Annotated in this window: 13 protein-coding genes; 4 read left to right on the top strand and 9 right to left on the bottom strand. The window is 73.0% G+C overall.

Going from position 1 to position 16,537, the window contains the following annotated elements; translation table 11 throughout:
* Positions 1-114 precede the first annotated feature (114 nt).
* On the bottom strand, positions 115-720 hold the full coding sequence (locus AQJ64_RS19930) for an RBBP9/YdeN family alpha/beta hydrolase (protein ID WP_059202825.1): 606 nt from the start codon (positions 718-720) through the stop codon (positions 115-117).
* 49 nt (positions 721-769) lie between these two features.
* Here AQJ64_RS19930 and AQJ64_RS19925 point away from each other — a divergent pair, with 49 nt between their 5' ends.
* Positions 770-1,702, top strand: a complete 933-nt coding sequence (locus tag AQJ64_RS19925) for a LysR family transcriptional regulator (protein ID WP_055637221.1) — start codon at positions 770-772, stop codon at positions 1,700-1,702.
* A gap of 12 nt (positions 1,703-1,714) precedes the next feature.
* On the opposite strand, the gene AQJ64_RS19920 is transcribed toward AQJ64_RS19925, so the two are convergent.
* The 3 genes from AQJ64_RS19920 to AQJ64_RS19910 are packed head-to-tail and all read right to left on the bottom strand — an operon-like array spanning position 1,715 to position 4,546.
* Complete coding sequence (locus AQJ64_RS19920) at positions 1,715-2,353, bottom strand: GNAT family N-acetyltransferase (protein WP_055637222.1); 639 nt, start codon at positions 2,351-2,353, stop codon at positions 1,715-1,717.
* Complete coding sequence (gene aroA / locus AQJ64_RS19915) at positions 2,350-3,585, bottom strand: 3-phosphoshikimate 1-carboxyvinyltransferase (protein ID WP_059202824.1); 1,236 nt, start codon at positions 3,583-3,585, stop codon at positions 2,350-2,352. Before aroA ends, AQJ64_RS19920 begins: the two co-directional genes overlap by 4 nt.
* Before the next feature lie 4 nt (positions 3,586-3,589).
* On the bottom strand, positions 3,590-4,546 hold the full coding sequence (locus tag AQJ64_RS19910) for an EamA family transporter (RefSeq protein ID WP_059202823.1): 957 nt from the start codon (positions 4,544-4,546) through the stop codon (positions 3,590-3,592).
* Between the two features lie 87 nt (positions 4,547-4,633).
* Between AQJ64_RS19910 and AQJ64_RS19905 the strand changes: the two genes are divergently transcribed.
* The 3 genes from AQJ64_RS19905 to AQJ64_RS19895 all read left to right on the top strand — a co-directional run bounded on the left by AQJ64_RS19905 (position 4,634) and on the right by AQJ64_RS19895 (position 8,570).
* Positions 4,634-5,542: a LysR family transcriptional regulator gene (locus AQJ64_RS19905; RefSeq protein WP_055631926.1), complete on the top strand. Its 909-nt coding sequence runs from the start codon at positions 4,634-4,636 to the stop codon at positions 5,540-5,542.
* A 58-nt stretch (positions 5,543-5,600) separates the two neighbouring features.
* Entirely contained in the window at positions 5,601-6,479 is an 879-nt protein-coding gene (locus AQJ64_RS19900; RefSeq protein WP_055631925.1) for a haloalkane dehalogenase, read from the top strand.
* 291 nt (positions 6,480-6,770) lie between these two features.
* Entirely contained in the window at positions 6,771-8,570 is a 1,800-nt protein-coding gene (locus AQJ64_RS19895; RefSeq protein WP_055631924.1) for a glycoside hydrolase family 3 protein, read from the top strand.
* A gap of 10 nt (positions 8,571-8,580) precedes the next feature.
* Here AQJ64_RS19895 and AQJ64_RS19890 read toward each other — a convergent pair whose 3' ends face one another.
* From AQJ64_RS19890 to AQJ64_RS19870, 5 genes are all read right to left on the bottom strand, one after another.
* Complete coding sequence (locus AQJ64_RS19890) at positions 8,581-10,029, bottom strand: S28 family serine protease (RefSeq protein WP_055631923.1); 1,449 nt, start codon at positions 10,027-10,029, stop codon at positions 8,581-8,583.
* A 102-nt stretch (positions 10,030-10,131) separates the two neighbouring features.
* Entirely contained in the window at positions 10,132-10,482 is a 351-nt protein-coding gene (locus AQJ64_RS19885; protein WP_206189613.1) for a hypothetical protein, read from the bottom strand.
* A 180-nt stretch (positions 10,483-10,662) separates the two neighbouring features.
* Positions 10,663-14,385 carry an ABC transporter ATP-binding protein gene (locus AQJ64_RS19880; RefSeq protein ID WP_099053871.1) on the bottom strand — a complete coding sequence of 1,241 codons (3,723 nt, stop codon included), beginning with the start codon at positions 14,383-14,385 and terminating at the stop codon, positions 10,663-10,665.
* 89 nt (positions 14,386-14,474) lie between these two features.
* Entirely contained in the window at positions 14,475-15,503 is a 1,029-nt protein-coding gene (locus AQJ64_RS19875) for an esterase-like activity of phytase family protein (RefSeq protein ID WP_055631921.1), read from the bottom strand.
* Positions 15,504-15,575: 72 nt separating this feature from the next.
* A complete protein-coding gene (locus AQJ64_RS19870) occupies positions 15,576-16,430 on the bottom strand; it encodes a serine hydrolase (RefSeq protein WP_055631920.1) in 855 nt (284 codons plus the stop codon).
* Positions 16,431-16,537: the final 107 nt, after the last annotated feature.

The following is a 16,537-nucleotide window of genomic DNA, read 5'->3' as shown; positions in this document are numbered from 1 at the left end:
GCCGACCCGGGCCACAAAGGCGCCCGGCCCCGCAGGGGGGAAGGCGCCCGGCCCCGCAGGGGAAGGTGCCCGGCCCCGCCGGCTGGAAGGCGTCCTCGGCGGCGCGGCGCATGATCAGTGCTGCGGGCGTGTCCTCAGTTCTGTCCTCGGGTTCAGGCACCACTCCAGTACCGACGGCCAGGGGCCGTACCCCGCGTCCAGGTCCAGGTGGGCCGCTCCGGGGAGGATGGTGGCGGTGAGGCCCAGGGGGGTGCCGTAGGCCTGCTGGGCGCCCTCGGGGAGGTACGGGTCGTCGTCGCCGGCCACCAGGTGGGTGGGGGCGGGGAGGCGGAGGCCGGGCAGGGGTGGGGGCGTGAATTCCGCGATCTCCGGGTGGCTTCGGATCACTGAGGCGGAGGGCGGGGCCACCAGGAGGACGCGGTCGGGGCCGGTGACGCCGGGGAGGTCGCGGGCGGCGGCGTGCAGCCACAGGACCGCGGAGAGACTGTGGGCGATCACGACCCGTTCCGAAGCGGTGGGGGCGAAGTCGGTCAGGAAGCCCTCCAGTTCGGTCAGCCAGGTCTCCAGGGACGGGGTGTCCGGGTCGGGGAGCTGGGGGTAGGTGACGCGGTGGCCGAGGGCGGTGAGGCGGTCGGCCAGCCAGTGCTGCCAGTGGGCCTCGGGGCGGTGGTTCTGCCAGCCGTGGAGGATGAGGAAGGCGCGTGAGGGTGTGGTGGGCATGCGGGGATCATCGCCTTCCGCATCAGGCAGGTCCAGTTAATCTTCTGTGGTGGAACCGTTAAGCAACGCCTTCACTTTCGATCTGCGCCGCCTCACCGTCCTGCGCGAACTCCAGCGCCGCGGCAGCCTCGCGCGGACCGCCCAGGCCCTGCACCTCACCCCCTCGGCGATCTCCCAGCAACTCGCCACCCTCGCCCGCGACCTGGGCGCCCCCCTCACCGAACGCGACGGCAGGGGCGTACGGCTCACCGGCCAGGCCCGGGTCCTCCTCGCCCACGCCGACGTCATCGCCGCCCAGCTCGAGCGGGCCCGTGCCGATCTCGCGGCGTACTCCGAGGGCGGCCGGGGCACGGTGACCGTCGGCTGCTTCTCCAGCGCCGTCCTGGGGCTGCTGCCCACGGCACTGCGCGGCCTGCGCGAGCGGCTGCCGCACCTGCGGGTGGATGTCGTCGAGGCCCAGCCGCCGGATCTGTTCACCGCGCTCGACGCCGGGCAGTTCGATGTCGCCGTGGCGGTCGACTTCGCCGCCGTGCCTCCGCACACCGACCCCCGCTACAGCCGTGAGGACCTCCTCACCGACATCCTCGACGTGGCCCTCCCGCCCGGCCATCCCCTCGCGGAGCGCGCCGAGGTGCCGCTGCGGGAGCTGGCCAGGGAGGCGTGGATCGTCGGCGACGCGGCGAGCTGCTGCGGCGCGGTCACCCGTTCCGTCTGCGCGGCGGCCGGTTTCACCCCCGACGTCCGGCACGCCGTCGACGACTGGGCCGCCGTGACCGCCCTGGTGGAGGCGGGCGCGGGGGTGGCGCTCGTGCCCCGGCTGGTGCACTCCGTCCATGTCCGGCGCGCGCTCGCCCTGCGCCCCGCCGAGGGCGAGCCCCCGTCGCGGAACGTCTTCGTCGCCGTACGGGCGGGGGCGGAGCGGGATCCCGTGCTGGGTGCCGTACGGGAGGAGCTGCGGGCTGCTGCGGCCGCCCTCAGCTGATCCGGGGCACCGTCACCGGGCGGCGGTCGCCGTCCGGAAGCCCGCCACCCGTCGCTGTAGTGCCTCCCGCCGCTCGGGCCATTCCTCCGCCGTGATCGCGAAGATCGCGGAGTCGCGGAGTCGACCGTCCTCCCCGGGGGCCCAGGAGCGGGACCAGTTGCGCAGGACTCCCTCGAAACGGGCGCCCACGCTCTCGATGGCGGCGCGGGAGCGGTCGTTGCGGGCGTCGGTCTTGAGGTCGACGCGGGAGACGCCCCACTCCTCGAAGGCGTGACGGAACAGGAGCAGTTTGGCCTCCGCGTTCACCCCGGTGCCCTGCGCGGAGGCCGCGAGCCAGGTGAAGCCGACCTCCACGGCGTCCATCCGGTCCTCCGCGCGCCAGCAGCGCGGCTCCCAGTACGCGGTGGCGCCGACCACCCGCCCGTCGGCGAGGGACACCTGCGCGTAGGGCGCGAGACTGCCCGTGGCGGCGCGGGCGAGCTGGGCGTCGATGTACGCGTCGACCTCATGGGCCCTCGGCACCCAGGTGAACGCGTACGACCCCCGGTTCTCCTCCGCCGCCACCGCCAGCTCCGCCGCGTGCCTCTGCTCCAGCGGCTCCAGCCGCACCAGCGTGCCCTGGAGCACCGGCCCCCGCAGAACGTAACTCACCCGACGATCTCCCCCTTCAACCGCGCGAACGCCTCGTGGAAACCCGGGAAAGTCTTGCGGACGCAGCCCGGGTCGTCGAACGAGATTCCGGGGGTGCGCAGTCCGGTCACCGCGAAGGACATGACGATGCGGTGGTCGCCGTACGTCTTGATCTCCGCGCCGCTCGGCACCCCCGGCCGGATCTCGATCCAGTCCTCGCCGGTCGCCACGTCCACGCCCAGCCGGCGCAGGTTCTCCGCGCAGGCGTCGAGGCGGTCGCACTCCTTGACGCGGGTGTTGGCGACGTCCTCGATGCGCACCGGTCCCGAGGCGAAGGGGGCGATCGCGGCGAGGGTCGGCATGGTGTCGGAGATGTCCCGCATGGTGACGGTGATGCCGTGGAGTTGGCCGGTGCCGCGCACCGTCGTGCGGTCCGCGCCGATCTCCACCTGCGCGCCCATCCGGCGCAGCACCTCCACGAAGCCCAGGTCGCCCTGGAGCGCGCCCTCGCCGAGGCCGGCCACGGTGACCTCGCCGCCGGTGAGCGCGGCCGCGGCGAAGAAGTAACTGGAGGTGGAGGCGTCGGGTTCGATCGCGTACGTGGTGGCGCGGTAGCCGCCCGGCGGGACGACGTACGTGCTGCCCTCGCGGCCGACCTCCACGCCGAAGGACCGCATCATCGCGAGGGTGATCTCCACGTACGGCACGGAGACCAGGTCGGTGACGGTGATGCGCAGCCCGGTGCGGGTGAGCGGGCCGAGCAGCAGGAGGGCGGTCAGGTACTGGGAGGACTGGCCGGCGTCCAGCACCACCTCGCCGCCCTCGACGCCGTGCGCGGTGACGGTGAGCGGGTGGTGGCCCTCCGCCTCCTCGTGCCGCAGGTCCACGCCGAGGTCGCGCAGGGCGCGGGTGAGCGGGAGCAGCGGGCGGCGGCGCATCTGGGGCGAGGCGTCGAAGCGGTAGGTGCCGTGGCCGGCGGCGGCGAGGGCGGGCAGGAAGCGGGCGGTCGTCGCGCCGTCCCGGCAGTAGACGTCGGCCTCGGGGACGGCGGGGCCCTGGGGGCGGCCGTCGACCTGCCAGCTGTCCGGGGTGCGGCCGACGCGGTAGCCGAGCCGGGCCAGCCCTTCGGCGAAGCCCTCCGTGTCGTCCGAACGCAGGGGCCGCTGAAGGGTGGTGACACCGTCGGCGGCGGCCGCGAGGAACAGGGCACGGGCGGTGATGGACTTGGAACCGGGGATGTGGACGAGGGCCATGCCCTCATGATCCCGTGCGCACCCCCTGCGACGGGGGCAAGTCCACGAGATGGACGGGTGTCGGGGCGGGTGTCGGGGCGGGTGTCGGGGCGGGTACGGGGGAGGTCCTGGCCGGTGCCAGTGAGGTCAGGGCCACGCCGCCCACCAGGAGGGCCGCCGCGCACCAGCGCAGGCCGCTCACCGGCTCGCCGAGGAACAGGGCCGCCGACGACATGCCGAAGACGGGGACCAGGAGGGAGAACGGCGCGACGGTGGAGGCGGGATGGTGGCGCAGGAGCCGGCCCCAGGCGCCGAAGCCGAAGACCGTGGTGACCCAGGCGACGTAGAGGACCGTGCCGGCGCCCTGCCAGTCGAGGGCGCGCAGGGCGTCGTAGTCCCGGCGGGGGCCCTCCGTGAGGAGGGAGAGGGCCAGCAGGGGCAGGACCGGGACCGTGCTCACCCAGACCATGAAGTTCAGGGAGTCGGGCGGGGAGGCCTTGCGGGTGAGGACGTTGGAGACGCCCCAGCAGGCGGCGGCCGCGACGACCAGCACGAACGCGCCGAGCGGGCCGGAGCCCCCCTCGTCCACCGCCGCCGCGCCGATGCCCGCGAGGGCCACGGCCATGCCGAGCAGCCGCAGCCGGGTGGGGCGTTCGCCGAGGACGGCGAAGGCGACGGCCGCCGTGAACACCGACTGGATCTGGAGGACCAGGGAGGACAGGCCGGCCGGCATGCCCGCGTCCATGCCGACGAACAGCAGGCCGAACTTCGCCACGCCCAGCACCAGGCCCACCGCCACGATCCACTTCCACGCCACCGTGGGACGGCCGACGAGGAACACCGCGGGCAGGGCGGCCATCAGGAAGCGCAGGGCCGAGAAGAGCAGCGGCGGGAAGTGGCCGAGGCCGATCTCGACGACGGTGAAGTTGACGCCCCAGACGGCGGCGACGAGCACGGCGAGGGAGAGGTGGGCGGGTCGCATGCGTCGAGGATCACCCGTCCGGACCGTGAAGCACCAGCGATGATTACTGCATCGTCGGATGAAGCAACGCTACCGATTGGACCTCTCGTGCTCGACCTCCAGCGCCTCCGCGCCCTGCACGCCGTCTCGGTGCACGGCACCGTGGGCGCCGCGGCCGCCGCGCTCGGCTACACCCCCTCGGCCGTGTCCCAGCAGATCGCCAAGCTGGAGCGGGAGACCCGGACCGTCCTCCTCGAACGGGAGGGGCGGGGCATCCGGCTCACCGACGAGGCGCTCCAGCTCGCCGCCACGGCCAGGGAGCTGCTGGCGATCGTGGAGCGCGCCGAGACCGAGCTGGAGGAGCGGCGCGGGGTGCCGAGCGGACGGCTGGACGTCGTCGCGTTCCCGTCGGCGGCCCGCGGGCTGCTGCCCCCCGTCCTCGCCGAGCTGGCCCGCGCGCATCCCGCCCTGGACGCCCGGCTCGCCGAGGTCGACCCGCATCTGTCCGTGGACCTGGTCGCCAAGGGCGCGGTGGACCTGGCCGTCGCGCACGACTGGGACATCGCCCCGCTGCCGGCGCCGGCCGGCGTGGAGCAGGCGGTGATCGGGGACGACCTGTGCGACCTGCTGGTCCCCGGGGACCACCCGTTCGCCGGGCGTACGGGCGTACGGCGGGAGGAGCTGGGCGGCGAGCGGTGGGTCTGCCAGCCGCCCGGCAGGGTCTGCCACGACTGGCTGGTGCGCACCCTGCGCGCGGCGGGCCACGAGCCGGACGTCGTCCACACCGCCGAGGAGAACCCGACCCTGGTCGCCCTGGTCGCCGCCGGCCTCGGCGTCGCCCTGATCCCCCGGCTCGGCCGGGGCCCGCTGCCGGCGGGGGTGGTGGAGGTCCCGCTCGACCCGATCCCCGTACGCCGGCTGTACGCGGTGTGGCGCGCGGGGGCGGCCCGGCGGCCGGCGATCGCGGAGACGGTGCGGGTGCTGCGGGAGTGGTGGCCGCAGGTGTCGGCCCACTGAGCCACCCGCACCCCTGAGATAGTAGCCATGGACATAATATCCATGTACGGTATCAAGCATGCCCACGACACCCGTGCTCGACTCGTTCCTCCACCACGAGGAGACCGGCGCGCAGGCCGGCGCGCAGGCCGGCGAGACCGCCTTCGTGTTCCTCCACGGCAACCCCTCCTCCTCGCACACCTGGCGCCATGTCCTGCCCGGCATCGGCGCGGGCCGCCTCCTCGCCCCCGACCTCATCGGCATGGGCCGTTCCGGCAAGCCCGACCTCGCGTACCGCTTCGACGACCACGCCCGTCACCTCGACGCCTGGTGCGACGCGCTCGGCCTGGACCGGGTGGTGCTGGTCGGCCACGACTGGGGCGGCGCCCTCGCCTTCGACTGGGCCGCGCGGCACCCGGAACGGGTGCGCGGGATCGCCTTCTTCGAGACCTTCGTCAAGCCGCTGGCCTGGGACGAGCTGACGCCACAGGCCCGACGGCGCGCGGAGACCATCCGGTCTGAGGCCGGCGAGGCGATGCTCGACGAGAACCTCTTCGTACGGCAGGCCTACTCCGGCGGCGTGCTCACCCCGGCCTCCCCGGCCGATCTGGCGGCCTACCTCGCGCCGTACCCCACCCGGGAGAGCCGCCGCCCGCTGCTGTCCTGGGCCCGGCAGATGCCGCTCGGCGGCGAACCGGCCGAACTCGTCGCACGGATCGAGGCGTACGACGCCTGGCTCGCGAAGAGCGAGGACGTGCCGAAGCTGCTGCTCACCTTCGAGGGCTCGCCCACCCTGCTCGTCGGGCCGGAGACCGCCGACTGGTGCGCCCGGAACATCGCCGCGCTGGAGACGGTGGCCTGCGGCCCCGCCGGACACCACGCCACGGAGGACCGGCCGGCCGAGATCGCGGCGGCGCTGTCCGCGTGGGCGGACCGGCACGGCCTGCGCGGCACGTGACGGCCCGCCGGGCCGTCGCAGAGGCGCCCGCGCGCCCAGGCGTGCGGACATCCGCGCGGTGCCGGGAACCCGTACCGCTCACCGCCCGTCCAGGCCGCGAGCCGCCGGAGGAGTATCCCCGGCGCGGTGTCGGCCCTCGCCGCCCGCCGGATCGTCGGCCCGCCCTCTTCACCGCACCGCGGCCGACGGCCGGGCCGTCGTCGGCGCGCCCCCTTCCAATGCGCCGATGGCGGCGCCACCGCGGGTAGCGTGCGCCCCAGCCCTCCCCCCACCCCGTGAAGGAGCGCGCCCATGCCCTCCCGACGTTCCGTCCTCGCCGCCGGCGCGGGCGTCACCGCCGCGCTCGCCGTCGGCGGTACGGCCCGGGCGGACGACGGCCGCCCGGCCGCCCTGCTGTCCCGGATGACCCTGGCGGAGAAGGTCGGCCAGCTCTTCGTGGCCCGGGTGTACGGCCACTCGGCGACCGAGCCCGACCCGGCCGACGCCGACGCCAACCTCACGGAACTCGGCGTCCGCACCGCCGCCGAGCTGGTCGCGAAGTACCACGTGGGCGGGATCATCTACTTCACCTGGGCGCACAACACCCGCGACCCGCGCCAGATCGCCGAGCTGTCCAACGGCATCCAGCGCGCCGCGCTCGGGCAGCCGCGCGGTGTGCCCGTGCTGATCTCCACCGACCAGGAGCACGGAATCGTCTGCCGGATCGGCAGACCGGCCACCCTCTTCCCCGGCGCGATGGCCCTCGGCGCGATGGCCCTCGGGGCGGGTGGCGATCCGGCCGACGCGCGCGCCCTCGGCCGGATCGCCGGGCTCGAACTGCGGGCGATGGGCGTCCGGCAGAACTACTCCCCCGTGGCCGACGTGAACGTGAACCCGGCCAACCCGGTCATCGGCGTCCGCTCGTTCGGCGCCGACCCGGAGGCGGTGGCCGCCCTGGTCGCCGAGGAGGTGCGGGGCTGTCAGGAGTCCGGGGTCGCGGCCACCGTCAAGCACTTCCCGGGGCACGGGGACACCGCCGTCGACAGCCACACCGGCTTCCCGGTCATCACCCACACCCGCGAGGTCTGGGAGCGGCTGGACGCGGCCCCCTTCCGCGCGGCGATCGCGGCCGGAGTCGACTCGATCATGACGGGCCACCTGCTGGTCCCCGCCCTCGACGACTCGGGCGACCCGGCCACCCTCTCGCGCCCCATCCTCACCGGCATCCTGCGCGAACGCCTCGGCTACGACGGGGTCGTGGTCACCGACGCCCTCGGCATGGCGGGCGTCCGCACCCGGTACGGCGACGACCGGGTGCCGGTGCTCGCCCTCAAGGCGGGCGTCGACCAGCTCCTCGACCCGCCCGACCTCGCCCTCGCGCACGGCGCGGTCCTGAAGGCCGTCCAGGACGGGGAACTCACCGAGGAGCGGCTCGACGCGTCGGTGCTGCGGATCCTGCGGCTGAAGGAGAAGCTGGGGCTGCCGGCCGAGCCGTACGCCGACCCCGACGCCGTCGGCCGGGTGGTGGGCCGGCCCGGCCATCTGGCCGAGGCCGACCGGATCGCCGTACGGACGACCACCCTGCTGGTCAACGAGGGCCCGCTGCTCCCCCTCTCACCCCGCGCGCACCCCCGGCTCCTCGTCCTGGGCGCCGACCCGGCCTCCCCCTCCGGCACCACGGGCCCGCCCACCACCGTCCTGGCCGACGCCCTCACGGCCCTCGGTTTCACGGCGACGGCGCTGTCCACCGGGACGGACCCGTCCGCCGACACGATCGAGCGGGCGGTGACGGCGGCGGGCGCGGCGGACGCGGTGGTCGTCTCGACGTACAACGTCACCGCCGCGAGCCCCCAGCGCACCCTGGTCGAACGGCTGACGGCGACCGGCCGCCCGGTGGTGGCCGTCGCCGTGCGCAACCCGTACGACGTCGCCCAACTGCCGTCCGTCCCGGCCTTCCTGGCCGCCTACTCCTGGACCGACGTCGAACTGCGCGCCGCCGCCCGGGTGATCGCGGGGGCGGCCCGGCCGCAGGGACGGCTCCCGGTGCCGGTCCAACGGGCGGACGACCCGGCACGGGTGCTGTATCCCCTGGGGCACGGACTGACGTACTGAGTGCGTCAGGTCAGGGACGCAAGGTCGGCTCCCGTTCCACGTCCCGGACGTCCAGCTTCGAGTCGAACGTCGCCAGTGGCTTCCCCGCGGTGACGGCGGAGGCCGAGACGCCCGCCCAGGAGAGGATGCGGGCCGTGGCGAGGGTCTTCTGGTCGGCCGTCAGGCCCGCCACGTTCGCCCCGTGGTTCAGGCCGGGGGCCGTGAAGACGTAGGAGTCCTCGGCGCCCTTGCCCAGGCGGAAGCGTTCCGCGCCCCAGGGGTCGTTCTGGCCGTAGACGAAGAGCATGTGGTGGGCGTGGTGCTCCACCCAGGTGTCGACGTCGCGCATGGCCCGGGGCTCGAACGTCATCGGGATCGAGCGCGGGACGAAGTTGCGCGGGGGCTGGTAGCCGTAGCGGATGTACTTCTTCTCGATGTGCGGGAAGTGGATGGTGGGCGCGCCGAGCTGGGTGCCCGCCTGGTAGTAGTACGGGGTGTACGGCTCCAGGCCCTGGTCCGTGTAGAAGGAGAAGCCGGAGATCGTGTCGATGGACGTCCAGATCTCGTCGTCGGTGGCGGTGGCCGCGTCCGCGGGGATCGTGTCGCAGTCCGCGAGCAGGCTGTACTGCCAGAAGCCCCAGACGTAGTCCAGGACGACGGCCTCGTAGGCGCGGTCCAGGCTGCCGATGGTGGTGAACGTGTAGCCGTTCTCCGCCGCGTAGGCCTCGTACTTCTTCTCCAGCGGCGCGCGGCGCACCAGTGCCTCGCGCTGCACCGCGTTCAGACGGTCGCGGCACTCCTTGGTGCCGACGGTGGCGAAGAAGCGGTCGTAGGCCGAGTCCTCGTCGTTCACGACGTCGTTGGGGGCGACGTAGGCCACCACGCCGTCCATGTCCTGGGGGTAGAAACGCTCGTAGTACGTCGCGGTCATACCGCCCTTGGAGCCGCCCGTGGAGATCCAGTTCTCGGGGTAGATCTTCTTCAGCGCCGCGAAGATGCGGTGCTGGTCGCTCGCCGCCTGCCAGATGTCCAGCTTGGACCAGTCGGCGGGGTCGGGACGGGACGGGGTGAAGAAGCGGTATTCCATGGAGACCTGGTTGCCGTCGACGATCTGGGTCGGCTCACGACGGCTGGGGGTGGTGGAGACGTTGTAGCCGCCGGTGTAGAAGACCGTGGGGCGGCTGACGTCCTTGTGCAGCACGGTGATCCGCTGCTGGAAGGTGCCGGCGGACGGGTGCCGGTGGTCGACCGGCTGGGTGTAGTTCAGGACGAAGTAGCGGTAGCCCGGATACGGCTTCTCCTGGACCAGGCTCATGCCCGGGACGGAGAGGAGTCGGTCCTTGATGTCCGTGGGCTCCGGCGGTGGGGGTCCCCCCGTTCGAGCGAAGCCGAGAATGGGGGAGGCGGTGGCCGCCCCCGCCGTACTCAGCGTGCCTATGAGCACGGTGAGGGCCAGCAGCCATCTGAGCGCCTTGCGCATGCGCGTGCACCCTTCCCTGTGAGACAGATGTGATCCGGAAGCTATCCGGGTCAACACCCGTCGCACCAGGGGGCGTTGGGGCCGAAGGGGCAAGCGCTGGGGTCAGCAGAGGATCCAGCCCGTGCTGACCGAGCCGGCGCCGACGGAGCCCTTCACCCGTACGCAGCGGTGTCCGGCGTGGGTCTGCACCGGTCCGATGCTGCGGGGGCGCACCCCCGCGGCGGGTACCGGGACGAGACCGCGCGCCTGCACGCTGACCGTCATCCGCCGGTCCCTGCCGGGGTTCTTCTGGAAGGTCATGGCGCAGATGGTGCCGTTGTGCTTGTAGACGTTCACATAGCCGGTGGTGAAGGTCAGGGTCCTCACCTTGCGCCCCTCGCAGCGTGAGGACGCGGCCCCGGCCTCGCCCGGCGCCGCGAGCGCGAGCAGCCCCGAGGCGGTCAGCAGGGCCATCCCGACCGCCAGCCGTCGCCTCAGCGCCCCCGGTTTGCCCGGCCCACCCCGCGCGTCTCTGCCCACGGTCCCCGACCCCTCCCACGTTCGCCGTACGCGATGCCGTACACCCACGTGCCGAACACGCGCTTGCCGTACTGATGTACGGACGCCCGGGACCCCCCGGAGGTTGCACGGCCGTCAGCGGGACGCGCCGACGGGCTCCTCCGGCTCGGCCGCGCCGACGAAGGTCCGCCACAGGCGGGCGTAGCGTCCGTCGAGGGCGAGCAGCTCGTCGTGGGTGCCGTCCTCCACGACCCGGCCGTGGTCCATGACGACCACCCGGTCCGCGCGGGCGGCCGTGGTCAGGCGGTGGGCGACGACCAGCGTGGTACGGCGGCCCGCAAGGCGGTCGGTGGCCTGGTTGACCTGGGCCTCCGTCGCCAGGTCCAGGGCGGCGGTGGCCTCGTCGAGGAGCAGGATGTCCGGGTCGACCAGCTCCGCGCGGGCCAGGGCGATGAGCTGCCGCTGACCGGCGGAGAGGTTGCGGCCGCGTTCGGCGACCTCGTGCAGATAGCCGCCGTCGAGGGTGGCAATCATCTCGTGGGCGCCGACCGCCCGCGCGGCCGCCTCGACCTCGGCGTCCGTGGCCTCCGGGCGGCCGTAGGCGATCGCGTCCCGGACGGTGCCGGGGAAGAGGTACGCCTCCTGGGGGACGACCCCGAGCCGGTGGCGGTACGCGGTGATGTCCAGGGAGCGCAGATCGGTGCCGTCGACCGTGACCCGGCCGCCGGTGGGGTCGTAGAACCGGGCCACCAGCTTGACCAGGGTCGACTTCCCGGCGCCCGTCTCGCCGACGAAGGCGACCGTCTGCCCGGCGGGGACGCGCAGGTCGATGCCGCCGAGCGCCTCCTCCTGCGCGCCGTATGCGAAGCGCACGTCCTCGAAGGCGATCTCGCCCCGCAGGGACGGGACCTGGAGCGGCTCCTCGGCCGGCCGCGTGGAGGCCGGCTCCCGCAGCAGCTCCTGGATCCGGCCCAGGGAGACGGTCGCCTGCTGGTAGCCGTCGAAGACCTGGGACAGCTGCTGCACGGGCGCGAAGAACAGGTCGATGTAGAGCAGGTAGGCGACCAGGGCGCCGGTCGTCAGGGTCGCGGCGTCCACCCGGCCCGCGCCCGCGATCAGCACGGCCGCGGCGGCCGCGGACGACAGCAGTTGCACGAAGGGGAAGTAGATCGAGATCAGCCACTGTCCCCGGATCCGGGCCTGGCGGTAGCTTTCGCTGCGCTCGGCGAACCGCGCCCCGCCGTCCCGCTCACGCCGGAAGGCCTGCACGATCCGCAGCCCGGACACCGACTCCTGGAGGTCGGCGTTGACCACCGACACCCGCTCACGGGCCAGCTCGTACGCCTTCACGCTCGCCTTGCGGAAGAAGTACGTGGCGACGATCAGCGGCGGCAGCGTCGCGAAGACGATCAGGGCCAGCTCGACGTCGATCACCAGCAGGGCGACCATGATCCCGAAGAAGGTGACCACCGAGACGAAGGCCGTGACCAGGCCGGTCTGGAGGAAGGTGGAGAGGGCGTCGACGTCCGTCGTCATCCTTGTCATGATCCGGCCGGTCAGCTCGCGCTCGTAGTAGTCGAGCCCGAGGCGCTGGAGCTGGGCGAAGATCTTCAGCCGGAGGCTGTAGAGGACGCGTTCACCGGTGCGGCCGGTCATCCGGGTCTCGCCGGTCTGGGCCGCCCACTGCACGGCCACCGCGAGCAGGGCGAGCAGCGACGCCGTCCAGACCGCGCCGGTCGCGAGCCGACTGACGCCGTCGTCGATGCCGTGCCGGATCATGATCGGCAGCAGCAGGCTCATCCCGGCGTCCACCGCCACCAGACCGAGGCTGATCAGCAGCGGGGCGCCGAAGCCGCGCAGCAGCCGGCGCAGGCCGTACGACTCCTCGGGGGTGACCGCGCGGGACTCGTCCACGTCCGGGGTGTCGGCGGCGGGCGGCAGCGCCTCCACCTGGGCGAGCAGCTCGGGCGTGGCCGGCATGCCCGTCAGCGCGGTGTCCTTAGGCTCGCGGTCACCGGTCCACAGCCGGGGCGTGACCCCGCGCTCGGCGTCGAACTCGGCGTCCAGCTCCTCCCGTACGGACGTGTCCTCGGCGCTCTCGTCGGCCCGCCGGAGGTGGCCGGGCGAGACGCCGCCCAGCTCGTCCGGGTCGGTGAGCAGGCGCCGGTACAGCGCCGAGCGCTCCTGGAGCTCCTCGTGGGTGCCGAGGTCGGCGAGCCGGCCGGCGTCGAGGACGGCGATGCGGTCGGCGAGGTTGAGGGTGGAGCGGCGGTGGGCGATCAGGAGGGTCGTACGGCCCTGCATGACCTGCTTGAGCGCCTCGTGGATCTCGTGCTCGACGGCCGCGTCCACCGCCGAGGTCGCGTCGTCGAGGACCAGCAGCCGCGGGTCGGTGAGGATCGCGCGGGCGAGGGCGACGCGCTGGCGCTGGCCGCCGGACAGGGTCAGTCCGTGCTCACCGACCGTGGTGGCGTACCCCTCGGGCAGCTCGGCGATGAACCGGTCGGCCTGGGCGGCCCGGGCGGCTTCCTCGATCTGCTCGTCGGTCGCGTCGGGGCGGCCGTACGCGATGTTCGCGCGGACGGTGTCGGAGAAGAGGAAGGAGTCCTCCGGGACCAGGCCGATCGCGGCCCGCAGCGAGTCCTGGGTCAGCTCGCGGACGTCGTGGCCGCCGATCAGGACGGCGCCGTGCGTCACGTCGTAGAAGCGCGGCAGGAGCAGGGAGACCGTCGACTTGCCGGAGCCGGAGGAGCCGACGACCGCGAGGGTCTCCCCCGGGCGGATCTCGAAGCTGAGGCCGTCGAGGACCGGACGGCCGGCTTCGTAGCCGAAGGAGACGTCGTCGAACTCGACGGTCGCGGGCGCGTCGGCGGGCAGTTCCTTGGTGCCGTCCGTCATCGACGGCTCGGTGTCGATCAGCTCCAGGACGCGCTCGGTGCCGGCGCGGGCCTGCTGGCCGACGGTGAGGACCATCGCCAGCATGCGGACCGGGCCGACGAGCTGGGCGAGGTAGGTGGAGAAGGCGACGAACGTACCGAGCGTGATGTGACCGCGTACGGCGAGCCAGCCGCCGAGCGCCAGCATCGCGACCTGGCCGAGGGCGGGGACGGCCTGGAGGGCGGGGGTGTAGCGGGAGTTCAGCCGGATGGTGCGCAGGCGTCCCGCGAACAGCCGGCGGCCGACCTCGCGGAGCTTGCCGGTCTCCTGCTCCTCCTGCCCGAAGCCCTTCACCACGCGTACGCCGCTGACGGCCCCGTCGACCACGCCCGCGACGGCCGCCGCCTGGGCCTGGGCGTACCAGGTGGCGGGGTGCAGACGGCTGCGGCTGCGCTTGGCGATCCACCACAGGGCCGGGGCGACCGCGAGGGCGACCAGGGTGAGGGGCAGCGACAGCCAGGCCATCACCACGAGGGAGATCACGAAGAGGGCGAGGTTCCCGATGGTCATCGGGAGCATGAACAGCAGGCCCTGGATCAGCTGGAGGTCGCTGGTGGCCCGGCCGACGACCTGGCCCGTGGACAGTTCGTCCTGACGGCGGCCGTCGAGGCGGGTGATCGTCCGGAACATCTCCGTGCGGAGGTCGTGCTGGACGTCCAGGGCGAGGCGGCCGCCGTAGTAGCGGCGGACGTAGGTCGAGACGTAGACGAGCAGCGCGGCGACGATCAGCAGACCCGCCCAGGGGGCCATGTCGCGGGTGTGGGCGCCGATGACGTCGTCGATGATCACCTTGGTGACCAGGGGGACGAGGGCCATCACGGCCATGCCGGCGAGGGAGGAGCCGAGGGCCAGCACGACGTCCTTCGGATACCGCCAGGCGTATCCGGCCAGCCGCCGTGCCCAACCCTGTTTTCCGCTCACGCCGGTGCCTTCCGCTTCGCCGATCTACCGCAAGGCACCAACGTCGGCGGCCGTGGATTTCATCCCGCCGCAACAAACCGAGCGGGTGGTCAGACGCGTACCCGCAGGTGGAGGAAGCGCGTGGTCTGTACGGCGTTCTGGTTGTCGTCGCTGACCAGGAGGACCTTCAGGCGGCCCTTCGCGTGACCCGTGACGACCATGCCCTCGATGTTGTCCAGGAGGGGGTTCGGCTGGGGCTGCCTCGCGGTCGCGCCCAGTGACGGGCAGGTCACGAGGTCGGTGAGGAGGGTCTTCTCGACCAGGCGGACACCGTCCTGGCCGGTGAGCGTGGCGACACCGCTCGTGTCCGCGGCGTGGCGGGGGTCGGCCAGGTAGAGGCGGACCGTGTTGCCGACGCCCGAGGTGAAGCCGCGCTCCAGGACGAGGAGGCGGCCGTCGGGGAGGGCCTGGACCTCGGGGACGCCGAGGAACGGGGCGTCGGTGCGGTAGGCGTACTGGGCCGACAGCCTGAAGTGGTCGCCCTTCGTGCGCTGCCAGGTCTGGAAGCGGACGATCCCCGCGGTGTCGCCGGAGAGCGCGTACTCCATCGACGCGAGGAGGGTGCGGCCGCCGTTCATCAGGGTCAGGCCCTCGAAGGTCTGGTTGGCGGTGGCGCGGCCGGCCGGGGAGACGAGGAGGGAGGCGGGGACCGGGAGGCGGTCGAGGATCTCGCCGTCGGCGCTGTAGCGGCGGACGGACGGCTCGGTCTCGGAGGTGATCAGCCGGGTGCCGTCCCCGTCGATCACCAGGCCCTCGGAGTCGAGGGCGGCGCCGTTCTCGTCGGCGAGCGGGACGACCTTCTCCGGGGCGAGGGTGCGGGCGTCCAGGCCGAAGAGGGAGGAGCGGTCGGAGAGGGCGGCGAGGGAGCCGTCCCGGTCGAGCGCGAGGGCGGAGAAGTTCCCGACGAAGGTGCCGTCGTACGTCGTCTTGTCGAGGACGTCCGAGAAGCGGTCCAGAAGGACCGTGGGCGAACAGGCGTGGTTCACCGGGGTGTCGGCGTGCGCGGGCCCGGCGGCGGTGAGGGTGGCGGCCGCCGCCAGGCCGGCGGTGAGGGTGGCGAGTACGGTTCGCAGGCGCATGGACGTCACCGTAGGACGGGTCGGTGACGCGCGGGGGGCGAGCCGTTGAAGAGCTGGTCCGGTGCCGCGGCACTAGGACGCGGCGAGGTCCTTGTGGATGACCTTGGCGACGCCCTGGATGGTCGTGATGCCGTAGTTCATGGTGCTGTTGTCCTGGGTGAGGACGGTGATCATGTAGTCGTGGCCGCCGCCCTTGAAGGTGCCGACGCTGTGGACGCGCCAGCCGTGCGTGGCCCGGGAGAGCCAGCCGTTCTTGACGTGCCAGGTGACGTTCGAGGGCCGGCCGTAGGGGGTGCCCCAGCGCTGCGAGGAGATGACCTTGCCCATCAGTGTGCTGATGTAGGTGCGCGAGGCGGTGGTGAGGACCGTGTTCGAGGCGGTGACCAGTTTGAGCAGCTTCTGCTCGTCGGTCACCGTGATCTGGGTCAGGCCCCAGTAGCCGTCCGCGCCCGGCTTGGTCTGGGTCATCCCGGCGGCGGCCAGGAAGCCCTTGATCTTCGTCATGCCGAGCTGCCTCCACAGGGTGGAGGTGGAGGTGTTGTCCGACTGGGTGATCATCTTGGTGGCGAGGGACTTCTCGGTGCTGGTGAGCGCCCGGTTCGTCTTCTGCGCGTCCCACAGCAGGGTCGCGAGGACGGTCACCTTGACGACGCTGGCGGAGTCGTAGGCGGTGGAGGCCCGCAGGGTGCAGGTCGTCTTGGTGGAGCGGTCGTAGAGCCCGACCGCGACGGTGCCCTTGCGGTTGGCGAGGGCCGCCGTGATGTCCCTCTTCAGCTTGGAGGCCAGCGCCGCCTTGCTGGACGTACAGCTGACGGTGGGCGTCACGGCCGTGGCGGGCGCGGCGGTGGCCACGCCGGTGATGAGGACGCCGGTGCCGAGGGCGGTGGCTGCCAGCACCCTTCTGCGTCTGGGAGTCCGGTGAGTCATGCCCAGTTGACTCACCAGTTCGGGCGAATGGTTGTACGAGTCGCGAGGATTGGGCAAAGCGTGGGCAACCCGTTACCGGCCCCTGTGAGTCTTCACAGGCTGCGGCC

Source organism: Streptomyces griseoruber (assembly GCF_001514205.1).
GTDB lineage: Bacteria > Actinomycetota > Actinomycetes > Streptomycetales > Streptomycetaceae > Streptomyces > Streptomyces griseoruber.
This window is presented reverse-complemented; position numbering and strand designations above follow the sequence as displayed.